This window comes from Shewanella bicestrii (assembly GCF_002216875.1).
GTDB classification, from domain to species: Bacteria; Pseudomonadota; Gammaproteobacteria; order Enterobacterales; family Shewanellaceae; genus Shewanella; species Shewanella seohaensis.
Genome location: NZ_CP022358.1, coordinates 2,558,193 through 2,577,146 on the forward strand (window position 1 = coordinate 2,558,193; position 18,954 = coordinate 2,577,146).

Genomic DNA, 18,954 nt, shown 5'->3' on the forward strand with positions numbered 1-18,954 from the left:
TAAAGACATTTTAATATGTCAATAAAACAATAGGTTAAAATGAAACTACTCAAACCCTTATTCGATAACAACCGTCGCTGGGCCGGACGCATTCGCCAAGAGCACCCTGATTTTTTTGAGCAACTGGCGAAACAGCAGAACCCTGAATATCTTTGGATTGGTTGTTCCGACAGCCGAGTACCTTCAAACCAAATCATCGATTTAATGCCGGGCGAAGTCTTCGTTCACCGCAATATTGCCAACATGGTGATCCACACCGATCTTAACTGCCTATCAGTTCTGCAATACGCCATCGATGTGCTTAAAGTGAAGCACATTATGGTCGTAGGCCATTACGGCTGTGGTGGTGTACGTGCCGCCATGGGGAATCAACGCTTAGGGCTTATCGACAACTGGCTCGGTCATTTACGTGATGTTTACCGTCTTCATCAGGATGAATTAATGCAAATGGATGATGCCAAGCGTTTCGACCGTCTGTGTGAACTCAACGTAATTGAACAGGTTTCTAATGTCACCAGCAGCACAATCGTGCAGGAAGCTTGGGCTCGCGGCCAAGAACTGGCGATCCACGGCTGGATTTACGGTATCGATAATGGTCTGTTAACCGACCTTGATGTGACTGTCGATCGCGCGCAAAAGATTTAATTCGATTTGAGTGAAACGCGCCATAAGCCCCGCCCAAAACCTGCCCCGTGCAGGTTTTTTGTTTTAATGCATGCCAATATCTATCGCACGCCACATACAAGCTCCATCCGCCTGAATTAACTTGTTGCCAAGATACTTCCACACTCGCCCCATTGGCTCTGAATGACGCAGTTCATCTCAACCAATCGGCTAAACCTCGAGCTGCACCTCGCTGAATGGACTCCCATGCCCTAATACAACGGCTCGCAAAGGCTAGCAAACACGAACACATGCAATAACACAGTGTTAAGTGAGCAAAATCTAAGCTCGAAACGTCAACATGACCTTATTTTCATCAATAAAACATCGCAAGGGATCTTTAGCCCAGTTATAATCCGCCAGTTAATTGCAGCGCGACCATGCGCCACAAATTCTAAGGAGATACCTTCCATGCCCGGTTTTGAATTATTTGGTCCAGAAGAAAAGCAAGAAGTCGCCGATGTGATGGAGCACGGCTTTACCTTCCGTTATAACTTCGACCATATGCGTAATGATCGCTGGAAGACTCGCGATATGGAGCAACTGCTCTGCGAGAAAATGAATGTTAAGCATGCTCACCTCTTATCTAGCGGTACTGCTGCGCTGCAAACAGCCTTAATGGCGGCAGGCATTGGTGCTGGCGACGAAGTTATCGTGCCACCTTTTACCTTTGTTGCTTCTGTAGAAGCGATTTTCATGGCCGGTGCTGTGCCAATTTTTGCCGAAATCGACGAGACACTGTGTCTATCACCAGAAGGTATTGAAGCGGCGATCACCCCACGTACTAAAGCGGTGAACTTAGTACACATGTGTGGCTCTATGGCCAAGATGGACGAAATCAAAGCCGTTTGCGCTAAGCACAACATCGTATTGTTAGAAGATGCTTGCCAAGCCATTGGCGGCAGCTACAAGGGCCAAGCCCTAGGTACTATCGGTGATGTAGGTTGCTACTCTTTCGATTCTGTTAAAACCATCACCTGTGGTGAAGGCGGCGCGGTGATCACCAATAACACCGAAATTTACGATCACACCCATATGTTCTCCGATCACGGCCATGACCATATTGGTAAAGACCGTGGCGCCGAGTCACACCCTATTATGGGTCTGAACTTCCGTATCTCTGAAATGAACGCGGCCTTAGGTTTAGCCCAGTTACGTAAACTCGATACCATTATCGACATTCAACGTAAAAACAAAAAAGCCATTAAAGAAGCCATGGCGAGCATTCCTGAAGTCAGCTTCCGCGAAATCCCCGATCCAGAGGGTGATTCAGCTGGCTTCTTAAGCTTTATGTTACCAACAGAAGCACGTACCCAAGAGATCAGCAAAAAACTGGCTGAGAATGGCGTTGACGGTTGCTTCTACTGGTACGTGAACAACTGGCATTATCTGAAAAACTGGAAACACATTCAGGAGCTTAAGGCCCCTGCTGCGTTGCCAATCACATTAATCGCCGACAGACCTGACTATACTCAAATTTCTGTGCCGAAATCTGATGCCATTATGAGCCGCACCATTTCCATGCTCATTAAATTGTCTTGGACCGATGCTCAGATTGCCGAGCGTATTGAAAACATTAAGAAAGCATTTGCCCAATAATTTAACGGGAGTTTTTGCAATGAGTTTTAAAAATTTTAAAGTAGTTGAAAAGATGATCTTTGGTCGTGGCTCCTTCGCACAATTAGACGAAGTATTAGCTGCACAGCGTAAGGCCGACGATGACTTCGTGGTATTTTTAGTCGATGACGTTCACCAAGGCAAACCACTCGAAGCACGCATCCCAGTGAAAGCCCAAGACTTACTGATTTGGGTTAACGTAGATGATGAGCCAAGCACAGTGCAAATCGACACCCTGACCGAGCAAGTTCAAGCCTTCAACGGCAAACAACCGGTTAGCGTAGTGGGTTTAGGTGGCGGTTCAACCATGGACGTCGCAAAAGCGGTATCACTGATGCTGACCAACCCAGGCGGCTCTGCCATGTACCAAGGTTGGGATTTAATCAAAAACCCAGCGGTTCACCACATTGGTATTCCAACCATTTCTGGTACGGGTGCTGAAGCATCACGCACCGCAGTATTGTGTGGTCCAGTGCGTAAACTGGGTCTGAACTCAGATTACACAGTGTTCGACCAAATCATCATGGACTCTGAGTTAATCGATGGCGTTGAAACTGACCAATGGTTCTACACAGGTATGGATTGCTATATCCACTGCGTTGAATCATTAGAAGGTACTTTCTTAAACGAATTCTCTAAGTCATACGCCGAAAAAGCCATGGAGCTTTGCCGCCAAGTGTACTTGGAAGATCACCCAGAAAAAGACGACAAGCTGATGATGGCGTCATTCATGGGCGGTATGAGTATCGCTTACAGCCAAGTGGGTGCATGCCACGCGGTATCTTATGGTCTGTCTTACATCCTCGGCTACCACCATGGTATCGGTAACTGTATCGCCTTCGACGTGTTAGAAGAATTCTACCCAGAAGGTGTAGCTGAATTCCGTCTGATGATGAAGAAGCACAACATCACTCTGCCGAAGAACATCTGTAAAGATCTGCCAGATGAAACCATCGCGAAAATGGTTGCCGTGACTAAGAGCATGGGTCCATTATGGGCAAACGTGTACGGCCCAACATGGGAAGAGAAAGTCACTGACGAAATGTTGACTGCCCTGTTCCGTCGCATTTAAGCTCTCAAGCAGATGACAAGGGCTCGTTGTGAGCCCTTTTGTCTATCTACACTGCATATCTTTGATAAATTAGGATAATTTAATGAATGTGACTCTGTTAATCCCGGCGCGTTACGGTTCAAGCCGCTTCCCGGGCAAGCCCTTAGCCCCGATTAACGGCAAGCCGATGATCCAACACGTGTACGAACGCGCGTCGTTAGCCAAAGGCCTCACCAATATTTATGTTGCAACCGATGATGAGCGTATCAAAAGCGCCGTAGAAGGCTTCGGTGGCAAAGTGGTCATGACCAGCCCTGATGCGGCATCGGGCACAGACCGTATCAATGATGCGATTAACCAATTAGGTTTGAAGGATGACGATCTGGTCATCAACCTTCAAGGCGACCAACCCCTAATCGACCCGACTTCCATCGAGCAAGTGATCAGCCTCTTCGAACGCCACCCTGACGAGTTTGAAATGGCGACCCTCGGCTATGAAATTGTCAACAAAGCCGAACTCGACGATCCTATGCATGTGAAGATGGTGTTCGATAACGACTACTACGCGCTGTATTTCTCCCGCGCACGTATTCCCTTCGGCCGCGATACCAAAGATTACCCGGTTTACAAGCACTTAGGCGTGTATGCTTACACCCGCAGATTTGTGCAAGCCTTCGCAGCCCTCCCCTTAGGTCGTCTCGAAGATCTGGAAAAATTAGAGCAGCTACGTGCCCTAGAACATGGCCATAAGATCAAAGTCGCCATCAGCGCCTTCGACTCAATCGAAGTTGACACGCCAGAAGATATTCGTAAGTGTGAGCAGCGTTTAGCCGTTGATTAATAAGGGCGTTGCTCAATAAGGAGTTGTCATGTCGAGCTTAGAAGTGTGGATCATTATTATTTTGGTGGTCGGTGTGATTGCCAGCAATCTTGCCGCACTGAAATACAGTGCCAAATTCAAACTGCCACAGTTTGGTCAGCACGATAAGGAAAAGCAGTTAAAGACCGATAATCGCGCTAATTCCTCACCCGATGCCGACAAGTCTGCGGATACGGCGATTCAAAATCGCGATAAATCAACCCAAGTTGAGCAAGATAAACCCTAAGCGAGTAGCTTTACTCCTCTGATTTATCTATCAAAAAGGCGCAATAGCGCCTTTTTTGTGGGTGAGAAATAACGTTTCGCTATAGCTTTGCGTATACGCCCAATCTTTCACAGCAAAGATGAAGCATTGAATTATCAAGAATAATACTCGCCACTAAAATGCGTCAGGAAAAGAACAGCCTCATGTATTGAAGTTTTATACAAATCGAAGCAAGAGCGCGTGGAAAGGCATAAAAGCGTGTCGGGACGTCAGCTGTATCTGGTGAGTTTCGGGTAAAAATGTCTATGGGTTAACGCCCCAATTTAGCGCGGAATGCCGCGCTGCGGATTGACGTCGCCACCAGCGCTTTTGCTGGCGATAAAATTTGATGGTTAGGAGATGGCACGGCTCATGTAGTAAAACCGATCATCTTCACTTGTTAAACCAAACCCTTGTCTCTTATACAAATGAACGGCAGGGCTATTGTTAAACACTTTAAGCTTCAAAATGTGAGAACCATGCTCTTTAGCCAGACGTTCCGCCTCAGCAATAGCGATTGAGCCAATCCCACGATTCTGGTAACTCTGATCCACTTGCAAATCTCGTAACCAGCACGCTTCAGTGTCGAAAGATAATCTAACGACACCAACAAGCTTTTCTTCAAATAAAATATCAAAGTTCACAAGCTCTTGTGTCATTTTCTCAATCTGAGCTTGATCCCAATCTACAGCGTATTGTGCATAATATGGCTGCATATTCGACAGAGTAAAATGTGCTGCTTTTGCTAAATCCTTAGCTGGTCTAAATGTAACCACAGATCTAGTCTCCTAACGCCCTATTAAGGTGTGAGCAACGCAATACCGAAGCCCCCGCATATCACCTTAAACACTAAACTCAATGCATAGTAAAAATGCCACGCGTTGCGAATCACTCTTAAACAGTTTGTTATACGAATTTATATACGACCAGCTTTAATTTCTTCGCCAATAATCTTTAAAACAACTCGGGAAAGGATCTCATCATTTGAAGCTTTGTATGAGTGAGCTGTATCAGAATCGAATGCGATTCTCATTTGATTACCAGTATCATCATTACTGACAAACATAAAATTATCTTGATAATCACTCGATGAAGCAAAACGAATTGTGTACGTTTGTCCATTGAAAGGAACTGAAATTGTGCGAAATATATTAATACCTAACAACTGTGTCATTTTTTATAATACCTTAATCTAATTCTCTAATTGATCTTTTAATATTTGATTCTGCATCATCTAATTCTCTCAGTGCACGACGAATATCCGAGCTTTCAGGTGAAGTACTTCTTGCACGCTTCAACGCTCTTTGCGCATCATCAATTGCACTCAGCGCTCGCTTTAGCTTTTGTTTTGCTGACATAAAATATCCATTTATATCCAGATTCGTATAACGCTTCAAGCAGGGACGCAGCTTTGCTGCGTCCCTGCTTGATTTGTTAGCTATTTCTCGCCTTTTGATCCGCTATCGGAAGCACTTGTCTTACCTCCTTCAGTGTTGCCCTTAAAGACTACATTTTGTGGACCTGCTGGTTTAGGAGCAGCTGAAGGCGTTTGTGATGGTGCTGCGCTTGGAGCGGCTTGCTGACCTTGGTTGCTGCCACCTGAATCGTTATCGGCCATATCTTCGTCCTCTTTTATGGATGTATTGTCAATTAAATTTACTTGGTAGACCTTATCTTCTGAAGTAACTTGCTCGTAAATATAAAAAGGCGAGGCACAGAATAGAAAAACAAAGGCAACAACCACAAATAAGGTTGCATCGTGTAGGTAGTTGCCTCTTTTTATATTATTTGAACTATTGTGCTCAGCGGCTTCCGATAATCTTTCGTCAAAATATTCAGCAAAATCAATAATTGCCTTATCGTCACTTGAGCCATTTGCATTGTGCCAATTTTTTAAATTTTCTAGGTGTTCCCTTAGCTGTTTTGCTGGTGGTATTTTTTGATATGAATAGCCTAAGAATGTCCTAACCAGCTTATAAACAGAAATCAACATGCTGCCAATAGCAAGAAGGGCAAACAACAAAAATAAGTATGTAACTGGTTCATTCGAGTATTTGAATCCAGTAATTACAGCAGCAAGCGCCCCACCGAGTATCGTTAATGCAACAATAGGCGTATTTGTCGCCGAAGCTATACCGTTTCTCTGCTCAAGCTCAAAGTCGTATTGTTTCTGAAAAACATCCCTATTCAAATCTTACCCCCCTGATATAGCTAACGCCGTGCTTTGGGGCAAAACGGAGCGCAGCGTAGTTTTGTCCCTAGCAGCACGTTGTTAAGCCCCTTCTCTAGCAGTAGTGAAATAGCTATTTTCAAGATATTGATACCAATGCTCGAAGGTTTCGTTTTCTCCTTTGGGGGCATAGGGATTACCATTTTTGTAGAGAGTACCACCAATCAAATAGTGAGAAACACGAATTTTCAGCACACCATCAACGACAGAAAGACTGTTGAATTTTGAGGAGTTTCTTCCCTCGCGAATGAAATAAAAATATATGTGATGATTTGTATTAGAAAGCTCAAAAAGCTTTTTAAAGGTATCTAAATCGGGGTGGTGTGTACGAACCACTTCGATGATTACATTGGGATAGGCTGAACGAGGAAAGAATTTCTTTGTGTCCCTGCCTGCAATATCAGGCTGAATGTAAGTGCTTTCATGAAATGCAATCCGCGCATCTGATTCCTTAAACCACTTATAATCACTATCATTAAGTGGACTAAAAATCACTTGCTCTTCATAATGTCGAGCTTCCCCGAAAACATTAGTCGAAAACTTAACTGCTCCAATTTCTGGATTCACCAATTCATCATGCAGATATTTAACACAATCATCATGTGTTGGATTGTTTTCTTCTCTTCCGAGCCTTCTGCCAAAAGATGGACTTCCCACCCTTCTATAGTGAGGAGTGTTTTCATTCCTAACAGGTACAACAATACAGTCGTCATCATTAAGAAGAGGTTCCTCTTTCATTCTTGGATACAGAATAGGATCAAAGATGTCTTGTTCGGTATATTCTCTACCTGAGATTAGCCCTCTTGGCACGATTTCTCCTTAGGCTTAACATCTATGGACACCCCATTTTTTGCAAGAAAAATCAACCGATAACAAATGTGGTTTTGCAGCCATCTATTCGGATTCCTTGTAAGAGACTAGCTCTTGATCCCCGATGAACTTCGCTGACTTGGCTCTAATCATTTTATCGTTTTCTAAGAAACGATGTTAGGCACAGAGTTTCCAAGTCACGGTCTAACCTGTCTTGTCATCACTTGCTTTCACTTAGCAAAACTGGATGTACTTTTATTTACTTAATAGGTTCGTCCTGCGCTAAAACTTTCTTCTTTGGCTAATATGGCCCAAGAGATACGAACCAGTTTATTTGCTAATGCCACTATCACTTTGTTTTTATGCATTCTCTTGAGCAACGAGGTTACCCATTCAAAGAACGGTTTTCCTTCTTTTAAATGCCTAATCACCGCTCTAGCACCATGGATAAACATGCGTCTTAAGTAGGTATCTCCTCGCTTACTGATACCTAGCAGTAGTGACTTACCTCCGCTAGAGTGCTGGCTTGGTACTAACCCCATCCAAGCGGATAACTGACGCCCTGATGAAAACGCTTTTGCATCACCAATACTGGCAATTAATGCGGATGATGTTAAGCGACCAACACCTGGGATCTGCCTTACTTTCTGACACTCATTACTGACTTCACTCGTGAGATCTATCTGCTTATCCAAATATTCTGCATACTGTTCGAGCTCCCTCAAACGTGTTTGCATTAAACTAATGTGCTCAACTAGCAGCTTTGGCAACTTATGCTCGACCAAGCTAAAACCTTCTCTAAACCATTTTCTTAGCTGAAATCTTCCAGCAGGAACACTAACACCAAATTCTTGAAGGCTTGCCCTGATTCTATTGATTAATGCAGTACGGTCTCTGATTACGCCTTCTCTTTCTCGATGAAGCAGCAATAAAGCTTGTTGCTCTTCACTTTTAACAGAAACAAATCGCATCGTGGGGCGACGAACCGCTTCGCAAATCGCTTCAGCATCAGCCATATCGTTCTTATTTGTTTTTACATAAGGCTTAACATACTGAGGTGGCATGAGTTTGACTTCATGACCCAGCTTTTTTATTTCTCGTGCCCAATAATGAGAACTAGAACAGGCTTCCATTCCAATCAGACAAGGAGCAATATTGCTCAAAAATTTAATGACTTGGTTTCTTCTTAGTGATCTATTAATCAGTTTTTTCCCTGTCTTATCAAACGCACATAATTGAAAAACAGACTTTGCTAGATCAATTCCGATTGTATAAATATCACTCATGGCGGTCTCCTTTTAAACTGACTTCCTCAGTATAGAAGGGGTGTCCATTTCATTATTTTATTCGTTTGCATGCGCGTTTACCTCGTTGAACCAGTGAAAATGCGCACGATTAACTATCTGTATGCAAAGAACTTATCAGCTTTCTGCTAGATACACCATAAGGAAAAGCGCGTATGCGCTTTTTCCAAACCTATTATCTAATCCATGAATTTATAGGTGACTGATTTAAAAAGTATTTATTTATAGAAATGTGAGAAAACACAAGAGTATAGGATGAAAAATTTCTGGGTTAGAAAGTCTAGTTTTGACTACAACACTGACAACTTGTTAACTCATTTTGAGGCAAAAAACTTTTAGCCAGATGAACAGTTAAATGGTCGTAAAGATTGTCATTGTTGCAACTGTGACCGTTGGCGGCATGGCCGCTCTTTCACATCTGCCCCATAGGGATATGGGAAATGCCACTATGATGTTGGGAACATCATTGGCCATGTGAACGCGGCATTTACACTTCCATGTGTTGCAGATGTCGCCGTCGAGCCTATAGTGATGCTTCTTATGAAATAAAAAGGCGGCGAGTCACTGGGGAAACAATGACAATTCACTCAGTGCATCTAATGATAAAGCAATCTTGCTTTGAGGCTGAAACAAGCCAGAAAAGGCGATAGCGAACTAAATCCCGCCTATGCCACATACGGATTTTTCTTCGCCATAAAAAAGGCCAAGTGTGGAGAGCACTTGGCCTTTGGCTGGAGATGGAATGTGAGTCGAGTTTAGAAGCCTTCAACCCCTGCCATATCGGGAAGATGGTGAGCAATCCCTTTATGACAATCGATACAGGTTTTCTCACCACTGGCCAAGGATGTCGAGTGCATCTGGGCGGCGCGTGGCGACTGTCTGGTAAAGTCCATGTAGGTAAAGTTATGGCAGTTACGGCACTCAAGCGAGTCGTTTGCCTTTAACCGTTCCCATTCATGTTCGGCCAGCTCGCGACGTTTGTTCTCAAACTTTTCGCGGGTATTGATGGTACCAAACACTTTACCCCACACTTCTTTCGATGCCTGCATCTTACGGGCAATCTTATCGGTCCAGTTGTGCGGCACGTGGCAGTCAGGACAAGTCGCACGCACACCACTGCGGTTCGTGAAATGGATAGTCGACTGTAACTCTTGATAGACGTTATTTTCCATTTCATGGCAACCGATACAGAAGGCTTCTTTGTTGGTGGCTTCAAGCGCGGTGTTAAAGCCCCCCAGAAGATCACCCCCGCCACAAAGCCACCTAAGGTTAAAAACCCTAAACTGTAGTGCACACTCGGACGATTGAGAACTTGCCAGATCTTTTTGAGTTTATCTAACATGCTGACTCCTAGTGTGTTTTCTGCTCAGTGTTCGCTTTAATCAGATGATCCATATCCACAAAGTCATTCTCGACCAGTAATTTGGCATCCAGTTGCGGCACATGGCACTGAGTGCAGAAGTAACGTCTTGGCGAAAGCTCAGCTAAGAAGTTGTTATCCCTATCCATATAGTGAGTCACGCTGACCATAGGCGCTTGGGAGTCCCCCGTGCGGTGTCTGGCATGGCATGACATACACTTGTTGACCTTAAGATCGAGCTGATAGCCGTCGATCTTGTGCGGGATCACCGGTGGCTGCATCGGGTAGTTACGCATCTCTTTGATATCTTTGTTCAGCACCGCCTGCATCGCGGGCGGAGTTGGCTCAACGTTGATTGGCGCTTGGCGCAAAGTATCAATTCTGTCCTCAGGAATGCTTGCCGCAGTCACGCTGGTCATCATCAGGGTGGAGAAGGCAAGCACACTGAATGCTGAGACTAATTTGAATGTTTTCATCCTGTACTCCTTATACCTTGACGATTTTCACGGCGCATTTCTTAAAGTCGGTTTGTTTTGACAGTGGATCTGTCGCATCCAAGGTGACTTTGTTAATGAGCTGACTGGCATCGAACCAAGGTACGAACACGAGTCCCACAGGTGGTTTGTTACGGCCACGGGTTTCAACACGGGTTTTGATTTCACCGCGGCGAGACACCACGCGCACTTCATCCCCACGGCGTAAACCGCGTTTTTTCGCATCTTCTGGGTGCATAAAACACACAGCATCGGGGAAGGCACGGTAAAGCTCTGGCACGCGTTGAGTCATCGAACCTGAATGCCAATGCTCGAGCACCCGTCCGGTGGATAACCACATATCGTATTCAGTGTCTGGCGATTCTGCAGGCGGTTCGAAGGGCAAGGCATAAATCACTGCGCGGCCATCGGGTTTACCGTAAAACTCAAAGCCTGAGCCAGGTTTAACGTAAGGATCGCTACCTTCACGGAAACGCCATTTGGTTTCTTTACCATCGACCACCGGCCAGCGAATACCATGGGCTTCGTGGTAGGCATCGAAAGGTGCTAAATCGTGACCATGGCCACGGCCAAAGGTGGCGTATTCTTCAAACAGGCCTTTTTGGACATAGAAGCCAAAGTGTTTCGCTTCGTTGTTCAAATACTTAGGATCGGTATCGGCCAGCGGGAACTTATCGACATTGCCGTTTTTGTACAGCACTTCAAATAAGGTTTTGCCCTTAAATTGTGGATTCGCCGCTAAGACTTCCTTCGACCAGACTTCGTCGGTCGTAAAGCGCTTAGAGAATTCCATCAATTGCCACAGATCCGAGTGGGATTCGCCCGGTGCCTGTACCATTTGATGCCAGAATTGAGTACGACGCTCGGCATTACCATAGGCGCCCTCTTTCTCAACCCACATGGCGGTTGGCAGAATTAAGTCCGCAGCCTGAGTCGTGACAGTGGGATACGCATCGGATACCACAATAAAGTTGGCGGGATTGCGATAGCCAGGTAAGCCTTCCTCGTTGATGTTCGGCCCTGCCTGCATATTGTTGTTCACTTGCACCCAGTAGCAGTTCAAGTCGCCATCTTTTAAGCGGCGGTTTTGCTCTACGGCGTGATAACCGGGTTTTGGCGGGATAATGCCACTGGGGATCTTCCAAATTTCTTCGGCGTGTTTTCTATGCTCTGGGTTTGTTACCACCATGTCGGCGGGTAAACGGTGTGAGAAGGTTCCCACTTCGCGAGCCGTACCACAGGCAGAAGGCTGACCGGTTAACGAGAATGGGCTGTTACCGGGCGTTGAAATCTTACCTGTCAGTAAGTGGATGTTATAAATCAGGTTGTTACACCATACACCACGGGTATGTTGGTTAAAGCCCATGGTCCAGAAAGACGTGACTTTAGTCTCGGGATCGGCATAGAGTTTGGCCAACTCGATAAGTTTAGCTTCAGGCACACCTGACATCTTGCTGACCTTCTCCACCGTATATTCGGCCACAAAGGCCTTAAAGGTATCGAAATCAATCGGAGTCGAATCCCCTGCCGTTTTCACGTTTTTGGCTTTCTGCTCCAGCGGATGGGTTGGACGTAAACCATAGCCGATATCCGTGGTACCTTGGCGGAAGTTAACGTGCTTCTTCACAAAGTCCCAGTTCACTTTATCGTTTTGAATGATGTAGTTGGCGATAAAGTTTAGGATGGCTAAGTCGGTTTGCGGCGTAAATACAATCGGTAAATCCGCGAGGTCGAAGGAGCGATGCTCAAACGTCGAGAGTACAGCCACCTTCACATGGGATGCACTTAAACGACGGTCAGTCACCCGAGTCCATAAGATCGGGTGCATTTCGGCCATGTTGGAGCCCCAAAGCACAAAGGCATCGGCCGCTTCCATATCATCGTAACAGCCCATAGGCTCATCGATACCGAAGGTGCGCATAAAGCCGACAACGGCAGACGCCATACAATGGCGCGCATTCGGGTCGATGTTGTTAGAGCCAAAGCCGGCCTTCATCAGCTTAACCGCGGCATAACCTTCCCAAACGGTCCACTGACCCGAGCCAAACATCCCAACTGCAGTCGGGCCTTTGGCTTTTAGGGTTTCTTTCCATTTCTGCGCCATGATATCGAAGGCACTGTCCCAGCTGATGGGGGTAAACTCACCGTGCTTGTCGTACTTGCCGTCGGTCATTCTCAGCATTGGCGTGGTCAAACGATCGCTGCCATACATAATTTTCGACAGGAAGTAACCTTTAATACAGTTAAGACCGCGGTTCACTTCACTGTTTGCATCGCCGTGGGTGGCAACCACTTTGCCCTCGCGGGTCGCGACAATCACAGAGCAGCCCGTACCACAGAAGCGGCATGGGGCTTTGTTCCACTCTAATTTGGTTTGCTCTGAGCTGGTGATTAAATTGCTCGCCGATGCCGGCAGTGCTAAGCCTGCCGCGCCCGCTGCTGCAATCACCGCATTGGCTTTGATAAAGTCACGTCTATTCATGTTCATTCTTCACCCTCTTCGAGCTCTTCACTCTGGTGGTAAACCATAGTGGCGGACAAGACGCCAGGAATGGCATTAATCTGTTCGATACCGTCCATCAAGGCACGTTGGGAGTCACCTTCAAGTACGACGACGAGTTTCACTTCGTTATTAACAGAGAGTTCGGCATTTTCAATCGCCATAATGTGTTGCCTAACATCCGCCATTTTGTGTGGCATTACTTGCACCACTAGACTCGTGATATGAAGCTCTTTGCTCATCCGACACTCCGCTTATTCATGCTGTTGTTATTGTTCTTTAGGTCTCAACCTGCACCCGGTGGGCCGGTGAAGATTTGGCTAAACCATATGGCAAATCCCAATCCACTTACCAACAACACGGATAAGAGGGGGGCGAGAAATACGGTTAAAAAGATAAAAATTTTCAGTTCTAAGGATTTTTCTGCTGCGCTGTTAGCACTCATGCGTCCTCCAAGAGGTTCGTTCCTGTGATGGATTGCTCTGACCAATGCAGGATTTATAGGTATCTCAATTACATCTTTGATCCACGAAATGATCATAGCGTTAAGGTGTTAACAAACTGTATACCTCCAAATCGGTAAACCCTTTGATGCTTGATCCAGATCATCAATTTGGCGATATATTTAGTTAGATCATGGTTTTTAAGCGTTTTTTTAGATTGTAAATAGATTGATTGGTTATGTTTTTTTATTAACCAATTGCTAAAGCATGGAAAAAAGATAGGCGCTCAGCAAGTAAAGCGCACAAGATTTAAACAAAATATTCCTTAAGGAGTATTAGGGGATGGTAAAGGAAGGCGCGAATGACCGATTATCCACGGCGAAATTGGCTTAACATCTTCGTCAACTTGTTAACTCACTCAAGTGACAGCCAAATCCCCTACCGTATTGGCTAACTGACCAAGCAAATTTGAGGTTCTTAATATCGCCATTAAGACCCCTTCATTTGCCACCGACTTTGCCCTTTGGAGTTAGTGGCTTGTAATATCCCATAGCGAAAATCTATGCAGTAAGGGACAAGTCTGTCGTGGCTAATGGTAGTTAGGTGAAAATGATCAATAAAAAAGCCGAACCCTAAGGTTCGGCTTTTAATGCTAAAGATAACGCTACGCTCAACTCACTGAATCTACAGATTCAATCCGTAATGTATCAACATCATTAACTCAGCAGGATATGGTTTAAGATACGTTTTTCCGAGATCGGATAAGCCGTTCCCAGCGCCTGTGCAAAGCATGATACCCGGTACTCTTCAATCATCCAACGGGCTTCAATCAGTGCCGCAGGCACGGGCTGAGCGCGCGGCACCTTGGCAAGTTGCGCTGCTAAGGCCTCCTGCACTTTAGTGATACTCTGCATATGCAAACGATCACGGGTCGGATCCACGGGTAGCTTATCGATACGGGTTTCAATCGCCTTTAAGTAACGCGCCACATCCGCTAAGCGATTCCAACCACAGGCTTCGACGAATCCCTTGAACACTAATTGGTCTAATTGGCTTTGAATATCACTCATCGCAAAAGCGATATCTAAGCTGATTTTGCCCTTAGTCCGCTTTTTAATGCCTTGATAGAGCGTCAAAATCTGCTCCACTTTTAGGGCGATTTGCTCAGCCGTTGGATTCAGCTCTTGGCGTACCCAATCCTTGGCCTGTTCGAACTGAGCGGCATCGCGTACATCCAGCGCCTTTTCATCAAGCAATTGCTGCACGGCTGCGGCAATGATGTCATCAATCAGAATTTGCACTTGGCCAAATGGATTGAAATACATTGCCAGCTTTGCCTTGTTTGGCAGTGCCTGTTGCAGGTGTTTTACTGGTGATGGAATATTGAGTAACAGCAGACGACGTAGACCTTGACGATGCGCCGTCTGTGCCTCAAATTCATCATCAAATAATTTGATGGCAACTGAGTCTTTATTATCAATCAGCGCGGGGAAAGCCCGCACTTGATAGTTGCCCTTACGCTGTTCAAATTGTTTTGGTAAGTCGCCAAAGGACCACTCGGTGAGCGCTTCTTTCTCAATGCCCTTATCCGCTACTTGACGAATCGCCTTAGCGACCACGCCCTGTAACTCGGCCTTTAAGGTATCGAGTACCCGCCCCTGTGCGACTAATTTGCCCTTGTCGTCCTCAATCTTAAAGTTCATTTGCAAATGCGCGGGCATCTGCGTGACATCAAAATCTTCAGGATTGACGCGGGTGCCACTCATACGCAAAAGCTGTTTGCACATGGCGTCGAGTAAACTGGCGCTAAAGGGCTGCATTGCTTGCACGCAGGCTCGGGCATAATCGGGCGCAGGCACAAAGTTACGTCTTAGTCCTTTAGGCAAAGACTTAATCAGCGCGACGCATTTCTCCTCACGCATCCCCGCCACAAGCCAATCGAAATCCGTATCATCGATTTGATTGAGTAGCGCCACTGGAATATGCACAGAAACGCCATCATCACTCGCCGCAGGATCAAAGTGATAACTCAGTTGCAGGCGGATATTGCCCTTGTGCCAAGTATCGGGGAAATCGAGCGCCGAGATGTGATCGGCGCTGCGCTGCATGAGCAGTGACTTATTAAAATCGAGTAAATCGGGCTGAGTTCGGCGCGCTTCTTTCCACCAGCTAAAGAACTTAGGCGCGTTATAGATGCCTTCGGGAATGCGCGGCTCGTAAAAGTCCATCAACACTTGTTCATCGACCAAAATATCGCGGCGACGGGACTTGTGCTCGAGCGCTTCGACATCCTCCAATAACTTTTGGTTAGCGAGAAAGAAGGCTTCTTTGGTTTGTAATTGCCCTTCGGCAAGTGCGCTACGGATAAAGATCTCCCGCGCTTCAACAGGATTAATCGGCCCGTATTGCACGCGGCGGCGATGCACCACGGTCAAACCGTAAAGCACTTGGTTTTCAAAGGCAATCACACTGCCCTGTTTCGCCTCAAAATGTGGCTCTAGGTGATTCTTTTTAATCAGATGCGCCGCTAACGGCTCGAGCCATTCTGGCTCAATTTTGGCGCAGCAGCGGGCAAACAGCTTAGAGGTTTCGGTCAGCTCAGCCGCCATGATCCATTTCGGGCCTTTTTTCGCCAGCGGTGAACCTGGGAACACAAAAAACTTACGATTGCGCGCGCCTAAGTATTCGTTGTTATTATCCTTAAAGCCGATATGACTCAGCAAACCCGATAACAACGCACGGTGCAGCGCATCGTAGTTGGCTGGCGTCTCGTTTAAGCGCCACTTTAAATCGTGAACCGCTTGTTTTAGCTGAGTATATAAATCCTGCCATTCACGCACACGCAGGTAGGCTAAGTACTCGTCGCGGCATTTTTTACGGAACTGGCTGGCGGATAATTCCTTTTGCTGCTCTTTTAAGTGCTGCCATAGGTTCACCCAACTGACAAAATCTGAATGGGGATCGGCAAAACGGCGATGGGCCTCATCGGACGCCTGCTTTTTATCCATGGGACGCTCGCGGGGATCTTGAATCGACAGACCCGCAGCGATCACTAGCACTTCCTGCAAACAGCCCAGCTGATGACTCTCCACCACCATACGCGCTAAACGCGGATCCACCGGGATCTGCGATAGCTGACGCCCAAGCGGCGTTAACACTATATTGCCCTTCTGCTGCTTAACGGCTTGTAATTCCTCAAGCAGTAAGAAGCCATCGCGAATATGGCGCGGATCGGGCGGCTCAATAAAGGGGAACGCCGCAATATCGCCAAGGCCGATGGCGAGCATCTGCAAAATCACCGAGGCTAAGTTGGTGCGTAGGATTTCGGGATCGGTAAACGCGGGACGACTGTTAAAATCCGCCTCATCGTATAAACGAATACAAATACCCGGACCAACACGGCCGCAGCGGCCTTGACGCTGATTGGCACTGGCCTGTGAAATGGGCTCGATGGGCAGGCGCTGCACCTTAGTGCGATAACTATAACGGCTGATCCGCGCAGTCCCAGGGTCAATCACATAACGAATACCAGGGACGGTGAGCGACGTTTCCGCCACGTTAGTGGCAAGCACGATGCGACGCCCAGTATGGCTGCTGAATACCTTGGACTGCTCGCCGTAGGAGAGGCGCGCATATAACGGCAAAATCTCGGTATCGCGGTAATTGCGACGATTAAGCTGCTCGGCGGTATCACGAATTTCGCGCTCGCCGTTCATAAAGATCAGAATATCGCCCAAGCCTTCGGCGACTAATTCGTCAACGGCAGCAAAAATCCCTTCGATTTGGTCGAGATCCGCTTCGGTATCTTGCACTAACGGGCGATAACGGGTTTCCACCGGATACGTCCGGCCAGAGACTTCGATAATAGGAGCATTATTGAAATGCTTAGAAAAACGCTCAACATCGATAGTCGCCGAGGTGATGATAATCTTAAGATCGGGGCGTTTTTTCAGAATTTGCTTGAGGTAACCCAAGATAAAATCGATGTTGAGGCTGCGCTCGTGCGCCTCGTCGATAATGATTGTATCGTATTGATCTAAATAGCGATCCGAGGTGAGCTCCGCCAGTAAAATCCCGTCAGTCATCAGCTTAATATAGGATTCACTCTTTAAGGCATCGGCAAAACGCACCTTAAAGCCCACCAGTTCACCGAGCGGACTTTGTAATTCTTCGGCAACACGTGTCGCCACGCTGCGCGCCGCTAAACGCCGCGGCTGGGTATGACCAATAAAGCCGCGACTACCAAGGCCCAGTTCTAAACAGATTTTGGGGAGCTGTGTGGTTTTACCCGAACCAGTTTCACCCGCAATGATCACCACCTGGTTTTCACTGATGGCTTTAGCGATCTCCTCGCGCATGCCGCTAACGGGCAGATTATCTGGATATTGGATTTTCGGGCGCGCCTTAAGACGCTGCTCGACCTTTTCGAACGCTGCTTGCGCCTGCTCTGCAAGTTTGGCTAACTCTTGGGTTTTCTTATCAGAATCGGCTTCTTTATTGAGCTTAAATAAACGGCGGCGGATCCGCGAGGCATCACTTTGAAAGCACTGCTTGAGAAAGTCGCTCGATAGCGGATGTTTGTCAGAGTTCAAAACCAAATTCCATTGCTAGCATCGAAAACAGCGATCCTAGCAAGGAACGGGACGTATTGGTACGACTAATTTGGCCTCAAAAGGATGAAAAATAGGCAAATTAATCACCTTTTGAAAGGCTTAGCGCTTAGAGCTTAGGCGGGTGCTAAGTAACATTGCTGCATATACACATTCATGGCGCGCAGCACATTGGTGCGGTTAATGGTGCCAACGACTTTGCCCTGCTCGACCACGGGATAAATCTTAGGTTTAGAGCCAAGCATTTGCTCTGCTAATTGCAAAATGCTGTCATCGGGACCGACATACAAGACTTCGGTGCGCATACAATCTTTTACCACTGAGGTCATATCACAGTGATAACTGCTCTTTAGCATCACGGCTAAACAATCTTGCTGGGATAAAAAGCCCACTAAATCGCCGTTATCATCCACGACGGCGGCACCCATCTTGTTATTGTCTAACAATTTTTCAACCGCAGTGGCCAGCGACATATTGGCGCGTAGCAATACGGGTTGACGATCCATATGGTCGCGTATTTTTATTGAATCCATAGCAATCTCCCCAATCTATCCTTTACTAACTCAACTCGGCTTACGCTTTGAGTCTAGTCAAAATCTCGTAAGTGGTAAGCGATTAATATCGATTGGAGTTATCTATTTACTTAGCGGGAAGGAAATTGGGCGGATAAAAGCGGTGATTTAGAGGGGTAACACTGGGCCTACAAACGCCATTTTGAAATGGATGACTTAGAGATATTGCCTTAGCG

17 protein-coding genes and 1 pseudogene are annotated in these 18,954 nt (G+C 46.4%); 5 read left to right on the forward strand and 13 right to left on the reverse strand.

Annotated elements, in window-relative coordinates:
- Positions 1–39: 39 nt before the first annotated feature.
- From can to CF168_RS11185, 5 genes are all read left to right on the forward strand, one after another.
- Positions 40–645, forward strand: coding sequence for a carbonate dehydratase (gene can, locus CF168_RS11165; RefSeq protein ID WP_089067888.1), 606 nt, complete (start codon positions 40–42; stop codon positions 643–645).
- A 429-nt stretch (positions 646–1,074) separates the two neighbouring features.
- Positions 1,075–2,262 (forward strand): 8-amino-3,8-dideoxy-alpha-D-manno-octulosonate transaminase KdnA, encoded by a 1,188-nt coding sequence (gene kdnA, locus CF168_RS11170; RefSeq protein WP_089067889.1) that lies wholly within the window; start codon positions 1,075–1,077, stop codon positions 2,260–2,262.
- A 19-nt stretch (positions 2,263–2,281) separates the two neighbouring features.
- Complete coding sequence (kdnB, locus tag CF168_RS11175) at positions 2,282–3,352, forward strand: 3-deoxy-alpha-D-manno-octulosonate 8-oxidase KdnB (RefSeq protein WP_088211218.1); 1,071 nt, start codon at positions 2,282–2,284, stop codon at positions 3,350–3,352.
- Between the two features lie 82 nt (positions 3,353–3,434).
- Positions 3,435–4,172: an 8-amino-3,8-dideoxy-manno-octulosonate cytidylyltransferase KdsB gene (kdsB, locus tag CF168_RS11180; protein WP_089067890.1), complete on the forward strand. Its 738-nt coding sequence runs from the start codon at positions 3,435–3,437 to the stop codon at positions 4,170–4,172.
- 28 nt (positions 4,173–4,200) lie between these two features.
- The gene (locus CF168_RS11185; RefSeq protein ID WP_089067891.1) at positions 4,201–4,437 is read left to right on the forward strand and encodes a DUF2897 family protein; all 237 of its coding nucleotides are present in this window, start codon (positions 4,201–4,203) and stop codon (positions 4,435–4,437) included.
- Positions 4,438–4,808: 371 nt separating this feature from the next.
- Here the strand turns inward: CF168_RS11185 and CF168_RS11190 are convergent, their stop codons facing one another.
- From CF168_RS11190 to CF168_RS11250, 13 genes and pseudogenes are all read right to left on the reverse strand, one after another.
- A complete protein-coding gene (locus tag CF168_RS11190; RefSeq protein WP_089067892.1) occupies positions 4,809–5,231 on the reverse strand; it encodes a GNAT family N-acetyltransferase in 423 nt (140 codons plus the stop codon).
- Between the two features lie 140 nt (positions 5,232–5,371).
- Positions 5,372–5,629, reverse strand: coding sequence for a hypothetical protein (locus tag CF168_RS11200; protein ID WP_089067894.1), 258 nt, complete (start codon positions 5,627–5,629; stop codon positions 5,372–5,374).
- Between the two features lie 13 nt (positions 5,630–5,642).
- Positions 5,643–5,813, reverse strand: a complete 171-nt coding sequence (locus tag CF168_RS22395) for a hypothetical protein (protein ID WP_167373619.1) — start codon at positions 5,811–5,813, stop codon at positions 5,643–5,645.
- A gap of 80 nt (positions 5,814–5,893) precedes the next feature.
- Complete coding sequence (locus CF168_RS11205) at positions 5,894–6,646, reverse strand: hypothetical protein (protein ID WP_089067895.1); 753 nt, start codon at positions 6,644–6,646, stop codon at positions 5,894–5,896.
- A gap of 81 nt (positions 6,647–6,727) precedes the next feature.
- Positions 6,728–7,495 carry a hypothetical protein gene (locus tag CF168_RS11210; RefSeq protein WP_089067896.1) on the reverse strand — a complete coding sequence of 256 codons (768 nt, stop codon included), beginning with the start codon at positions 7,493–7,495 and terminating at the stop codon, positions 6,728–6,730.
- Positions 7,496–7,758: 263 nt separating this feature from the next.
- A complete protein-coding gene (locus tag CF168_RS11215; RefSeq protein ID WP_089067897.1) occupies positions 7,759–8,781 on the reverse strand; it encodes an IS110 family transposase in 1,023 nt (340 codons plus the stop codon).
- Between the two features lie 773 nt (positions 8,782–9,554).
- A pseudogene (locus CF168_RS11220) lies at positions 9,555–10,141 on the reverse strand (cytochrome c3 family protein).
- 8 nt (positions 10,142–10,149) lie between these two features.
- Complete coding sequence (locus tag CF168_RS11225; RefSeq protein ID WP_011716901.1) at positions 10,150–10,635, reverse strand: nitrate reductase cytochrome c-type subunit; 486 nt, start codon at positions 10,633–10,635, stop codon at positions 10,150–10,152.
- Between the two features lie 10 nt (positions 10,636–10,645).
- Positions 10,646–13,135 (reverse strand): nitrate reductase catalytic subunit NapA, encoded by a 2,490-nt coding sequence (gene napA / locus CF168_RS11230; protein ID WP_011716900.1) that lies wholly within the window; start codon positions 13,133–13,135, stop codon positions 10,646–10,648.
- Between the two features lie 2 nt (positions 13,136–13,137).
- Entirely contained in the window at positions 13,138–13,395 is a 258-nt protein-coding gene (locus CF168_RS11235; RefSeq protein WP_089067898.1) for a chaperone NapD, read from the reverse strand.
- A 44-nt stretch (positions 13,396–13,439) separates the two neighbouring features.
- On the reverse strand, positions 13,440–13,598 hold the full coding sequence (locus CF168_RS11240) for a periplasmic nitrate reductase, NapE protein (RefSeq protein WP_011716898.1): 159 nt from the start codon (positions 13,596–13,598) through the stop codon (positions 13,440–13,442).
- 714 nt (positions 13,599–14,312) lie between these two features.
- The gene (gene hrpA / locus CF168_RS11245) at positions 14,313–18,194 is read right to left on the reverse strand and encodes an ATP-dependent RNA helicase HrpA (protein ID WP_089067899.1); all 3,882 of its coding nucleotides are present in this window, start codon (positions 18,192–18,194) and stop codon (positions 14,313–14,315) included.
- A gap of 128 nt (positions 18,195–18,322) precedes the next feature.
- On the reverse strand, positions 18,323–18,739 hold the full coding sequence (locus CF168_RS11250; RefSeq protein WP_011716896.1) for a CBS domain-containing protein: 417 nt from the start codon (positions 18,737–18,739) through the stop codon (positions 18,323–18,325).
- Positions 18,740–18,954: the final 215 nt, after the last annotated feature.

Bases quoted from the DNA above. Each gene is read 5' to 3' on its own strand.
- can (WP_089067888.1), top strand. From the start codon at position 40: ATGAAACTACTCAAACCCTTATTCGATAACAACCGTCGCTGGGCCGGA.
- kdnA (WP_089067889.1), top strand. From the start codon at position 1,075: ATGCCCGGTTTTGAATTATTTGGTCCAGAAGAAAAGCAAGAAGTCGCC.
- kdnB (WP_088211218.1), top strand. From the start codon at position 2,282: ATGAGTTTTAAAAATTTTAAAGTAGTTGAAAAGATGATCTTTGGTCGT.
- kdsB (WP_089067890.1), top strand. From the start codon at position 3,435: ATGAATGTGACTCTGTTAATCCCGGCGCGTTACGGTTCAAGCCGCTTC.
- CF168_RS11185 (WP_089067891.1), top strand. From the start codon at position 4,201: ATGTCGAGCTTAGAAGTGTGGATCATTATTATTTTGGTGGTCGGTGTG.
- CF168_RS11200 (WP_089067894.1), bottom strand. From the start codon at position 5,629: ATGACACAGTTGTTAGGTATTAATATATTTCGCACAATTTCAGTTCCT.
- CF168_RS22395 (WP_167373619.1), bottom strand. From the start codon at position 5,813: ATGTCAGCAAAACAAAAGCTAAAGCGAGCGCTGAGTGCAATTGATGAT.
- CF168_RS11215 (WP_089067897.1), bottom strand. From the start codon at position 8,781: ATGAGTGATATTTATACAATCGGAATTGATCTAGCAAAGTCTGTTTTT.
- CF168_RS11225 (WP_011716901.1), bottom strand. From the start codon at position 10,635: ATGAAAACATTCAAATTAGTCTCAGCATTCAGTGTGCTTGCCTTCTCC.
- napA (WP_011716900.1), bottom strand. From the start codon at position 13,135: ATGAATAGACGTGACTTTATCAAAGCCAATGCGGTGATTGCAGCAGCG.
- CF168_RS11235 (WP_089067898.1), bottom strand. From the start codon at position 13,395: ATGAGCAAAGAGCTTCATATCACGAGTCTAGTGGTGCAAGTAATGCCA.
- CF168_RS11240 (WP_011716898.1), bottom strand. From the start codon at position 13,598: ATGAGTGCTAACAGCGCAGCAGAAAAATCCTTAGAACTGAAAATTTTT.
- CF168_RS11250 (WP_011716896.1), bottom strand. From the start codon at position 18,739: ATGGATTCAATAAAAATACGCGACCATATGGATCGTCAACCCGTATTG.